This window comes from Chryseobacterium sp. Leaf405, from assembly GCF_001425355.1.
Lineage (GTDB): Bacteria > Bacteroidota > Bacteroidia > Flavobacteriales > Weeksellaceae > Chryseobacterium.
This window is the reverse complement of record NZ_LMQN01000015.1, coordinates 594018-606387: the sequence shown is the minus strand read 5'-3', so window position 1 is coordinate 606387 and position 12370 is coordinate 594018. Positions and strand designations below refer to the sequence as shown.

Genomic DNA, 12370 nt, shown 5'->3' with positions numbered 1-12370 from the left:
TAATTTTATAAGTATTAATTATTACTCCAGACTCCTTCTACCTTATATTTCTGTAAAGGAATTTCTTTATCCCCACATTTTACAGAAACTTTCATATCATTATATTCAAATGTTGGTTTTATAATGATGTCGAAAGGCTTCTCCGGATCTGATTTTTTAAAATCTCCGAAAACTTTTAACATTTCTGTATCATCAAAAGTAATTTTTGTATTATAAACCTTGAACATAGGTTCGGTACTATAAGGAATTCCAGCTTCTATATAATTTTTTTTGGTAATCTCTTCCGGTTGGAGATAAAATCTCTGTTCTCCATTATAATATCTAATATCATTGGTTACTATAACATCCTTCTCATCATACGGTTTAAAAATAAAACGATACTTAAACTTCTCACGGTACTTATCCCATAAGCCGAAAGGGATACCTTTTTCTTTAATGCTTTTCTGAGCATCCTGGGGTAATTGAATCTCAAACATTGTATCAAAAAATCCTTGCTGAGTTCTCGCATGAGGATTATCATAGAAATCATCTCTGTCTACAAAAACTTCTTTTGCCTGCAATCTGCATATCTCCACACGGTTATGGTTCCCTGAGAGCCAAACCACGATAACACCTCCAGGAGCTGCACCTACCGTAAGGACGTCATAAGTTCCATATACCAGATTATACATATTGTTTTCCTGCAAAGTGTTCCCCTGTACCATAAACCCTTTCCTGAACTCTTCCAGAATCTTGTCCGCAGGTAGATCGGCATCTACCGTATAAAATTTCTTTTCTGCATAGGCCACATAAGTCAGGTTCAGATGATAAGGAATTTTATTTCCTCCCTGTCCGGCCTCAGCTCCATCATATCCCCAACTCCCCGTTGTACTTCCTGCTTTCGGCATAGCGCAGATAAACTGTTTTTTATCATCCATCAGCCAGCCTTCATGCACTTCAACCGGATATTCTTTGGGAGCAGTAACGGTTACGTTATAACCATAATCTGTTTTTTCCTGTTTCTCCATTCTGTTCCGTTTATCGCATGCCTGCATCCAGAATATCATAAGGATGCAGAGCCATTTTAGTTTAGTGTACATTGAGTTTTCATTTTAAATCAACACTAATTATTACTCCAGACTCCTTCTACCTTATATTTCTGTAAAGGAATTTCTTTATCTCCACATTTTACAGAAATTTTCATATCGTTATATTCAAATGTTGGCTTTATAATGATGTCCAAAGGCTTCTCCGGATCTGATTTTTTAAAATCTCCGAAAACTTTTAACATTTCCTGATCATCAAAAGTAATCTCAGTATTGTATTGAGTAAAAGACAGATTGACATTATATGGGATTGCAGCCGTAATATATTCGTTTTTATCTAAATCCTGCGGGTAGAAAAGATTTGTCTCTCCGTTGAAATAACGGTGCGACTCAAAAGTAAATTTATCTTTTCCGTCATACGGTTTAAACACGAAACGGTATCTAAATTTTTCACGATATTTATCCCATAATCCATATGGAATACCTTTTTCTTTTATGCTTTCTTGGATAGTTTTAGGAACAGCAATTTCAAACATAGTATCAAAGAATCCTTGTTGAGTTCTTGCATGGGGATTATCGTAGAAATTATTTCTGTCTACAAACACCTCTTTTGCCTGCAGCCTGCATATCTCTACACGATGATGCCCTGCAGATAAAAACACTACGATTACCCCTCCCGGAGCTGCTCCTATGGTAAAGGTATTATACGTTCCGTGTTCAATATGTTGTATTTTATTTTCATCAGGATCTCCCTCAATGCTAAACCCTTTACTGAACTCTTCTAAGATTTTTTCCATAGGAAGATCTGCATCTACCGTATAAAATTTCTTTTCTGCATAGGCCACATAGGTCAGGTTCAGATGATAGGGAATTTTATTTCCTGCCTGCCCGGCTTCCGCTCCATCATATCCCCAACTCCCCGTTGTACTTCCTGCTTTCGGCATGGCGCATATGAACTGTTTTTTATCATCCATTAGCCAGCCTTCATGTACCTCCACTGGATATTCTTTGGGAGCAGTAACGGTTACATTATAACCATAATCTGTTTTTTCCTGTTTCTCCATTCTGTTCTGTTTATCGCATGCCTGCATCCAGAATATCATAAAGATGCAGAGCCATTTTAGTTTAGTGTACATTGCGTTTTCTTTTACCGTTTATCATATTAGGATGATTTTTTCCTGAAAGAAAGGTTCCAACCGCTTCCTTAGGAGATCCGTAAGTAGCGTTCCAATGAAGATAATGATAGCGCAAACGTTTGATATTATAGTTTTTGAGTTTCTCCTGTGTATTATACTGTATATTTTTATCATCTAACTTGCCCGTAACAGGATCTGTTATTGGTTTAAGTTTTTCTTCATGATAAACCAAAGCTGGTCCTCCATTAAAACTGTAATTCCAAAGTATATCTCTTATTTTTTGAAGAAACGTCTTATTACCAGTAATCCAATTTTCTTTGAAATCTTTAAATTCTCTTAATTTAGTTTTATTAATTGGCGTACTTTTCATCGTGCAGAATTGTGCCATAATATGAAGTGGTATATAGCTGTACTGATTGCTTATCTTTTCTTTATATCCTTCCAGTCGGTAAAAATTTCCGGCAATTGCCCCCGCCAGGATAATCCCGGAGGTGTAGAAGCGTATGGAAAGTTCTTCTTCTCTGAACCAGCCCTGTTTTACAAATTCTTTTTTCTCTATTTCCAGATCCTCTGTGCTACGAGAGACGTTGATCCTGTAGGGATGATTACCATCACCTTCTGAATACGCACCTCCTACATCGCAATGCACACCGGGATAAATGAGTTCTATTCCCCCTTTTTTCTTGCTATTTGGAGAAACTTTGGCTACGGACGAAATGTCCACAAGGTCAAAATAGGCACGGTACTCATCCGCTGCCACCATGTGCACCACATAGTCGGCTTTGTTCACATCATCCAGCCCAAGATCTTTAACATCATTAGACTGACGACCGCCATGATGAGGTACGGTATCGTAGATTCCCACAAATCTTACATGTACTTTAGTCTGTGTATCCAGCAATCCTGCGTCCTGCAGCAACTGTCCAAGCACACCGAAGTGCGGCATGGAGATTTTTGCATAAGAGGCAGGAACCGAGTAGCCCTGTAAATCCCATACAGAGGGAGTTCCGTCTTTACCATAGCTTACTTTAGGATTATACGGAAGATGGGTAACAACATGTACAAAATGTCTTGCCGCCGCAGCACCACGGCTGAAACCGAAAACATCAAAGGTAATGGTATCAATATACTGTTTACTTTTATCAACCTTAGTTTGTAGTGCTTTTACCACATCACCAATACTTTTCTTTACCTTACCCTTTATCCCGGCATCACCCATCCCAAAGGCAGGTCCTTCCATCATGTCATCTCCTTTATAATCTCCTATTTGGAGAGTTCCTCCCTGCTCTTTCGGAGCACTGTGAGTTCCTACGCCTTCTGTATATATTTTAAAAACGGATTTAAAATCTGCAGTATAATTTTTAAACAGAATAGCAGGATTAGAGAGGTCATTTTCATAGCTGCTTTCACCATACTTCGGATCACCATGATCCTTATAAATTTCTTTAAACTCATAGGACTTAATATTCCTGTTAAGTCCATTCGTATTTTTAGGAGCTTCTTTTAGAGCTTCTCCTTTTTTTGCAGGTTCCAAACTATCCATCTTCTGCTTCATCTCGGTATTGTACATATTGTTCAGAGTACCGTCTATAAACACTCCAAAAGTAAAGTTCAGAGGATTTTTAGACTTTTGGATGCTGTCTACTTTACCTATTACTACAGGTTTGTTACCAGAATAAGGCTGCACCATCTGTTGCATAATATTCTTTACCTTCAACTGTATCTTATCTCTTATTTCATTTATTTTATCATAATAGTAATATACCTTAGCATAAAACTCGTGAGTGCCTTCGTCTACATAATCCATCTTATTAAGCTTTTTCTGGAAAAGGCTCATGTTGTTTAGCTCCAGAAATGCGTAGCCGTTTTTTGTAACACCTTTGGTATGGTATTCTCCCATATTGCGGGAGCTGTCGCCGTGCCCGTCTTCATATTCATCTTCGTAGATGGTGATTTTCAGGGTGTCACCCTGGGGAATATTCTGGGTTTTTACCACCAGGGTCACCTTGTCCAGATAGGCAACTTCCCGATCCTGTATTTTATCGCCATTTATATCCTGCCAATAGAGATCCACAATTTTAAGTTTCCCTGCCAAAGGTTTTATTTCAATATGAAAATCTGCAAGCTTATCTGTTTTTGGGTCTCTTACTTTGGCTACTAATTTTAGGGTAAGATTAGCCGTATTAATACCGAATGTAAAAACACCTTTATTATTTTCTGTTAATAAACTATTTTTATGATATACCGCCCATTGGTTAACTTTTACAGCTGCACCTGCATTAGTAACCATCGTATATGATGTAGCATGATTGGTAATCGGTCTTATATCTCCTAATATCTTCATATTCTATATCTTATAAAGTAACGTAAGTATCGTCTCCCGCATAAGGATCTTTTCCTTCTTCGGATGTAAAATCGAAAAACGGACAGATCTCCACCAATACCTCAGGATCAGCGTTTTTTAAATTCTGGGAAGAAACTTCACATACCTGCCCATGATCTATAATAACAATACAGTCCTTTCCTCCGATCGGGCAAGTCGCTTTACTGTCTTCCAATAGTGCTTTTCCTCCATTATCGTCAACAGTAATCTTATCATAAAATCCGCTCCATTTGGTAACTATTGCCTGACAGGGGTTATTATTCATTTTGGCACAACTCCCAAAAGTATTTTTTTCAAATGTTTTGCTTATATCTTTGTCTGTCGCCATTAATTTCTTGCTACCATCTTTATCATTGATGTAGCGTTTACTTTGGGTAAGTACCTTTAGCTTATCGGGTGTTGTCCCGAAGTTACATTTACAGGTTGCTCCCTGACAGACAAGATGTTTTTTGCTCATGGTATTATTACTTGATTTTCTTTTACTGTTGATATAATTCAAAAATTATTTTTCTGCTTTTACTGTTATCATCATTCGTTAAGATAATTTCTGCTTCTAACGAAAAAACAGAACCATCTTCTTTGTTGAATTGATATAAAGCGTTGATACTTCCATCACATTGTATAATTCTATCTTCTTCTGGTTCCAATGCTTTGGTTCCATTTACCATTTCATTAAAATTCCTGATATCTGTCAATTTTCCTTTAATTTCTAAAATCATTTTTCCTGTTTCAGAGAATACTGGCTTTTTAGACATCATAACCTGATATTTCACTTTATTCTTAAAAGGAAATAAGGGCAGATACAGATCAAATTCATTTTCCTGATCAGATATATAATCTCGAAACGGAAGAAAATACAGTCGATAAAACAAGCTTCCAAGGATACGGTTCTGTATCATATTTTTATCTGCAAGCTCATCATTTATAGTTTCTATTATTTTTTCTGCTGTTCTGCCCTGATAATATTTTGATATTTCAGACTGCAGAATTTTCCACCTCTTTCTTATTTCATCAATATTGGTTATTTGCTTTAAATTACCATTTTCCAAGGTTTCTACTTCTAAAGGAAAAAATATATTGCCAACCTTTTCTACCATCTGCTCTGTCACAAGATCGGGCGCTCTGTTATTGATGTAAATATTATTCCTTACTATACTGTATCCGGATTTTGCCACTTTTTCAACCTCCATCATAAAAGACATTTTAGTTTTCTCTGTTCCGTTTTCATGCAGGATCTGCCTGATGCCATATTTTTTATGAAACAGTTTGTTTTTTACCAAAATATCCTCAGGAAAAAATATTATCATTTCACCTCCTGATATTAAAGAAGTTTCATACTCTTTGTTTTTAGTCGGTACAAAAAGCTTTACCAGATGTTTGGGAAACTCCTTTTCTATAAGATCATTATATTCGCAATAAATATTATGATGCCGTTTAAGGTAATCTTTATCCACTTCAAAAAGCCGAGACATCTCATCCAAAGTACTTCCTTTCGGTATTCTTACAAAAGCTGGTTTTTCCATTACATTAATTATTCCTGACTAATCCCCTGCACAGGTGCTTCTTCATTTTTTACACGATTATTATCTTTCTCTTTATTATATTCAAAATCAGGTATTCTGTCTACACCTCCTTCACTTTCTATTTGATTGGTCCTCATACAAAAAATAACACTGTTTTCTTCAATTCCGTTCATATAAAGTGTGTAATCCGGATCGATATATTTGGTAGCCTCATACCATTTCGGTTGTAGAAAGAACACCCAGCTGTAAAGACCGTTTGCTCCTTCTATTTCAATCTGATCTTCAGAATGTCTTTCATTATAATCTACAACAAAATTGTAAAAAAGCCTTCCAAAGTCTACTCTCGTAGGTCCTTTTGCACGATAAACACTATATTTTTTGGCATGACGGTCTTTATCCATAAGGAAAGTAAACACTACCAGATCCCTCATTTCTTCATCACTTACTCCTGCAAGCTGTTTATAATTCTCCGGAAACTGCCATGTTTTATATATTTTGGGAGGAATTGCCATGGCTCTGTTGAAAGTATCATTCAAAAATGTCGGAATAAAGAAAACTAAGAAATGTCCTAACATTAAAAATGAGAAATCAATTCCATTCAGAAAAGTAAAAATGAGGATAAAAGGAATCGTAGAATACACTACTGTTAGTAAGGCAAATAAATATTCTGTACCATTCTTTCTCGTCCCGAATTTTTTGAAATACGTTCTGTACACCGAACAATGAATGATCCCGATTACCAGAGAAGATAGCTGATAGAAAATAAATTCATACAAATTATTATCCTGAAAAAGCTTGTTGTATCCCAAAAATGCAATAATGGAATAGACAAAAGCAACCGAAAATACATACGTATAAAATTTACCTTTATATTTCTGTTTAAAATCCGGAACTTTTTGGGAAAAAATCATCGTAAGAATGATACTCGCAGCAAGAAAAATAAGGATTGCCGCCAGTATTTTCGGGTCAAAAAGATTGATAAAATATTTTTTCAATTGCATCATATACGTGTATTATATCCTAATATTGAATGAGTGTGTATATCCATTTCAAAATTTTCTTTTTCCTCAGCCAGCAAAATGGTAGTTTCTATTTCTACTTCGATAGGAAAAAAATATTCATAAAAAAGATCTACGAACTTCTTCATGGCTCCTTCATGAATATATTCCGAAAAATGAGAGTTTTTTAAAGGACCGATCTGTAAATTGTAATGACTTGAATAGTCGTCATAGCTATTTCCAGTAATTAACTCCAATCCCAACCTAGCCTCACCCAACAATATGCTTTGATCTTCATTAAGATATTTCTGGTAAGCTTTATTTGTTGTACTTACTTTTTCTTCTATTAATGAAGAAAGTATGCGGCAGGCTTGCTCAATATCACCAACAATTTTGTAAGCATACGGAAGAATTCTGATAAATTTTGAAACCAAAAGTTGTGGAAGATCTTTACCGATTCCCCAAAAGTCATAAAACATATCCGGCACCAAAAAAGCATTCAGATCTGATAAAAAATCCTGTTCAAAACTTTCTACAGCAACTCCATAGCTGAATATTTCATTTTCAAAAGGCTGAAAGAAAAGCCGTGCATTTTTCTGCTGCTGTTTCTGGATCTTATGTTCTTTGATCATCGTTTCGACCTCTTTTTCAGACGAATCGTTTCGGGCAGCGTGGGTGATATTCTCCGGAAGCATATCGTAGAAACCGTCACGCGAAAGTTCTATTTTCAAAATCTGTGTAGCATCGAGATCATAATCGGTAACACTCGAATTTAGCACATCATACCGAAAAGCTCTCGAAAATTGTCCCTGCTTGAAAATCACATACTGAGATTCATCAATATCCTTATTTTTAAGCAGATTATTGACGATTACCTCGGCTCTGATATCATGTTTCAGCGAAGTAATCTGCTTAGCAATATTATTAAGTTTTTCCATGATCAGTTTTTAGGTTTTAATCTTCCTGCAGCAACGAATCTGAGCTGAAAATATTCATCATTAAAATTGTATATATTCAATCCATTAGCCGTACAAGCCAATATTCTGTCATTATTAAGATAAATACCAACATCAGAAATCGGATGCATTTTATCATATCTGAAAAATAAAATATCACCTTCTTTTAAAAAGGTTCTTCCGGTAAAGAGCTGTATAGATTTTGAACGGAAAATTCCATCAGGTGTTTTCTGAAAGGTTTCTCCATATACATCGCTGTATAAAGATTGTACAAAGTAAGAGCAGTCTACCCCAACTTTTTCTTCTAATGTCTGTTTTTTGTAAGGAGTTCCTATCCAACGGTCGATGTAGGCGTAGAATTTATAATGGGTAACTTCCTTAGGCATAACTTCCATAATAATGGAGTATTTTTCCTTAATATGAAGCTCTTCATCGTTTAGTTTATCAACATTATCATCAATGACAGAATATTTTGAGTCTACGTTCTCTTTTACTCCGTTTGCAGCATTAGTATACGGCTCAGATGAAAAATTATAGGGAATTTCCTGAATGTATTTTTTACTTCCACATGAAATTAAGGAAACCGAAAAAAATAGAATTGCTATCCATATAAAGGATTGCCAATGAGGGAGATTCATCAGATATGTTTGTGTTTATTGCAAATGTATAAAAAAAATTAATAGGAAAATCACTTTTATTTGAAAAAAAAATTTGGTTATAAAAAAAATCATAAATATATTTGCGACGAACACAAATGCCTAATGAAAAAAACTAAGATTAATCTATTTTCGAATACTGATCCCAAGGTTTACGTAAGCCTGGGAATTCTTTTTTTACTAAGTCTCATCGTCCTTTCATACCAATACACGCGTCATGTAGATTGCGAAAATGCGAAATTCATTATCCATTCTGATGAGTTTATGACAAACCGTGTTGTAGAATATTATGATAATACTGAAGGCGCAAAGTCCTGGGAATGGGATTTTGGAGACAGTACAGCTAGAGATATAAGGCAGAGAACATTTCACAAATATCAAAAGCCGGGAGACTATATCGTTACTTTAAAAATAAACGGCAATTGCGTCCATGAAAAACTGATTACCATTTCCAGTATCAGCCAACAGACAGGATATTTACCGACAATTTTAAGCCCGAATGTTGTAACTGTAGGACAATCAGTAAGCTTCGACGCCGAAAAGGAAAACGGAGAATCGTGGGAATGGAGTTTCGGAGAAAACGGAGGAACCGATGCCCTTGAAAAAAATCCTTCCTATAAATTTAAATCTGTAGGTGAGAAAAAAATTACACTTATTGTGAATGGTGATGTGGAACATACTGCCATTAAAACGATTTATGTAGCACCCAAAACCATTACTGCAAAACAGAAAATCGACATGAAATCTTATGAATTCGAAAGACCACATTCGGTTTTTTCTCTTCCTGTTGGAAGCGCCCAGAAAGATCCGCTGGTAGATATGTTACAGTATATTCCGGTATCTCCGAAATCCAAGTCGAAAAAAGATTCTGTAGCTGCTGAAAATAAAGCACCGGAAATCTCTAATGAACAGTTTCAACTGCTGCTTAACCAGGTTGCTGCACAGCTCAAAACAAAAGATGATTTCAAAGACTATCTGTGTGGAAAATATGATATTCCTGTAGTTGTTAATGATAAAAAACTGATGCCTTTTGATCAGTTCTGTCAATCGATTGCCGGTAAAAAAATCAAGATTACGGCATTGAGAATTAATAAAGACCAGAAAAACTGTATTCAAAATCTAAACATTCAGTATAAAGTAAAAAAACTGATGATTTGGATCAAAGAATAAAAACACAAAACACATTACGATGAATCAAGAAGAAATTACTTACAGCCCGGAGGTAACCAAAGCCCTTACTATTGCACAGAAAATAGGAAGAGAAAACCTTAACGCCTATTATACGGGAGCTCACTTATTGAAAGCAATGCTTAACAGAGATTTATCACTGCTAAAACATTTGGAAAATCTCGGCGTCGATGTTTTTTACCTGGAAGAATGGGCGGAAGTGCGTATCGAAGAATTACCGAAATCACCCAACAGATATTCCTGTGAACTCGATGAGGTTATTGATGAAATTTTTGCTGAAGCAGAGCAGATAAGAGAAATTTTGGACGAACAGGAAATCTCTCTCTTTGCGATAATGACGGCCATAAGCTCGCCGGGTGTAGCTTTCAGTTTTGATCAGATGAAAACATTTCCGGTAACTCGAAATGAATTATTAAAAGAGATTTCCGTTTTTGGAGAAGAAAATATGACAGGCACCGCCGAACCTATAAAAAAATCAAGTAAAGGATTTACTCAGAAATATTGTATCAATACGAAAGATAAAGTCAAGAAAAAAAACAGGAAAGAACTGCTTGTCGGAAGAGATACAGAGATTAATAAAATTACGGAGATTTTATGCCGTTACAGCAAGCAAAATGTTCTTATTATAGGAGATAATGGTGTTGGCAAAACTGCATTGATAGAAGGTTTTGTGCAAAAAGTCTTACTCAAACAAATTCCAGATATATTGAGTGGTTTGGAGATTTTTGAGCTTGATATGGGAGCACTGATTGCAGGTGCATCTTACAAGGGAGAAATTGAAGACCGCATCAAAAATATTGCACAGGAAATGAAAGCGATTCCCAAATCAGTCCTGATTATTGAAGAATTTCATTCATTATTCGGAAGTCACGGTTCAGATTCGGTAATTATTAATTTGTTAAAGAGTGAATTATCCAATGGTCTTACCTTAATCGCAACTTCAACGATAGAAGAATACACCAAAAAAATTGAAAAAGAACAGGGGCTTGCAGGAATGTTTGAGCTTCTGAAGCTGGAGGAAAGCACCGACGAAATTCATTTCAGAATGTTGAAGCAGACATTAGAAGATTATCAAGTTCATCATAAAATCAGTATCGATGATCAAACGATGAAAGAAGCCATAAGACTTTCCCAACGATATATGAAGGAAAAAAGCCTTCCCGCTTCTGCTATTGATTTGATTGATCACACGATGTCAGTTTTAAAAACGGCTGGCGAATCTTTTTTAAAGGAAAGAAATCATTTGGTAACGAGAATCATTCATCTTGAAGATAATATAAATAATTATTTTGAAAATGAAAGAAAAATGCATTCAGACTGGTTATTGAAAGATTTGGTTGAAAAAACAAAATACCTCATCAGTACAGCAGATACTATTCAGGAAGAAAATGAAATTCCCGAATTTGAAAACAGCGATCTTCTTTTAACCTATGCAAGAAATCTTATCGAAAAAACGGAGAAAATCGCACAGGAAAAAAGAACTCATATCACCGATTTTGATTTAGCATTAATCATTTCTCAAAAAACTAATATTCCAATAGGGAAACTTAAAGAAGAAGAAAAACAAAGACTTAACGAAATGGAAGGGGTTTTGGCTAAAAGAGTTGTCGGGCAGGATCATGCCATCACCATTGTTTCGGAAGCTGTGTTGGAAACCCGTTCGGGATTGAGTAAAGCCGGGCAGCCCATCGGTTCTTTTTTCTTTTTGGGACCAACTGGAACCGGAAAAACAGAGTTAGCAAAATCTTTGGCGGAATTTTTATTTCAGGATGAAAATGCCATTATCCGTTTCGATATGTCCGAGTTTAAAGAAGAACATTCCGCAGCGTTATTGTATGGAGCGCCTCCGGGATATGTGGGTTATGAAGAAGGTGGACTTTTGGTGAATAAGATCAGACAAAAGCCTTATTCTATTGTTCTTTTTGATGAAATTGAAAAAGCGCATACCTCTGTTTTCGATGTTTTTTTACAAATTATGGATGAAGGAAAACTGCATGACCGATTAGGTAAAGAAGGGGATTTTTCCAATGCTATTATTTTGTTCACTTCAAATATCGGTTCCGAATTTATTGTCGAATCTTTCGGAAATGGTGAAATTCCACAATCTTCCAAATTACTGGAAATGATGAGCCGTTTTTTCAGACCAGAATTTTTAGGAAGATTGACAGAAACTATTCCGTTTGCACCGATCAGTAAAAATAATGCACTGAAAATATTTGAAATTCACCTGAAAAAAGAATTGCTGGATTTAGCGAAAGGGTTAAATATCAATTTGAGTATCACTCAGGAAGCAAAAGAATTTTTATCGACAGAAGGATATGATATAAAATATGGAGCAAGACCGCTGAAAGGTGTTATCAGAGGAAGATTAAGAAGACCTTTGGCTAAAAAAATTGTTTCCGGAGAATTTAAAGATGGTGATGATATTGAAGTTTCCATTGTTGATCAGGAACTGATTTGGAAGAAAATGTAATTTTATAATAGATAAATATTTGACAAAAAAAT

The 12370-nt window shown here is 35.6% G+C and carries 10 protein-coding genes; 2 read left to right on the top strand and 8 right to left on the bottom strand.

What is annotated here, in order from left to right; translation table 11 throughout:
* Positions 1-14: 14 nt before the first annotated feature.
* The 8 genes from ASG22_RS12595 to ASG22_RS12560 are packed head-to-tail and all read right to left on the bottom strand — an operon-like array spanning position 15 to position 8659.
* Positions 15-1079: a DUF2931 family protein gene (locus tag ASG22_RS12595; protein WP_082505009.1), complete on the bottom strand. Its 1065-nt coding sequence runs from the start codon at positions 1077-1079 to the stop codon at positions 15-17.
* 23 nt (positions 1080-1102) lie between these two features.
* On the bottom strand, positions 1103-2161 hold the full coding sequence (locus ASG22_RS12590) for a DUF2931 family protein (RefSeq protein WP_082505008.1): 1059 nt from the start codon (positions 2159-2161) through the stop codon (positions 1103-1105).
* Positions 2151-4505 carry a phospholipase effector Tle1 domain-containing protein gene (locus ASG22_RS12585; RefSeq protein ID WP_055984983.1) on the bottom strand — a complete coding sequence of 785 codons (2355 nt, stop codon included), beginning with the start codon at positions 4503-4505 and terminating at the stop codon, positions 2151-2153. Before ASG22_RS12585 ends, ASG22_RS12590 begins: the two co-directional genes overlap by 11 nt.
* Before the next feature lie 10 nt (positions 4506-4515).
* Entirely contained in the window at positions 4516-5001 is a 486-nt protein-coding gene (locus ASG22_RS12580) for a DUF4280 domain-containing protein (protein ID WP_055986817.1), read from the bottom strand.
* A 22-nt stretch (positions 5002-5023) separates the two neighbouring features.
* Complete coding sequence (locus ASG22_RS12575) at positions 5024-6067, bottom strand: hypothetical protein (RefSeq protein ID WP_055984980.1); 1044 nt, start codon at positions 6065-6067, stop codon at positions 5024-5026.
* Between the two features lie 8 nt (positions 6068-6075).
* Positions 6076-7071, bottom strand: coding sequence for a TssN family type VI secretion system protein (locus tag ASG22_RS12570; protein WP_055984977.1), 996 nt, complete (start codon positions 7069-7071; stop codon positions 6076-6078).
* On the bottom strand, positions 7068-8003 hold the full coding sequence (locus tag ASG22_RS12565) for a type VI secretion system baseplate subunit TssG (protein WP_055984974.1): 936 nt from the start codon (positions 8001-8003) through the stop codon (positions 7068-7070). The genes ASG22_RS12570 and ASG22_RS12565 overlap by 4 nt, the downstream gene beginning before the upstream one ends.
* Before the next feature lie 2 nt (positions 8004-8005).
* Complete coding sequence (locus ASG22_RS12560) at positions 8006-8659, bottom strand: C40 family peptidase (protein WP_055984972.1); 654 nt, start codon at positions 8657-8659, stop codon at positions 8006-8008.
* Between the two features lie 123 nt (positions 8660-8782).
* On the opposite strand from ASG22_RS12560, the gene ASG22_RS12555 reads away from it, so the two are divergent.
* A complete protein-coding gene (locus ASG22_RS12555; RefSeq protein ID WP_055984970.1) occupies positions 8783-9847 on the top strand; it encodes a PKD domain-containing protein in 1065 nt (354 codons plus the stop codon).
* Between the two features lie 19 nt (positions 9848-9866).
* Positions 9867-12338: an AAA family ATPase gene (locus tag ASG22_RS12550; protein ID WP_055984967.1), complete on the top strand. Its 2472-nt coding sequence runs from the start codon at positions 9867-9869 to the stop codon at positions 12336-12338.
* Positions 12339-12370: the final 32 nt, after the last annotated feature.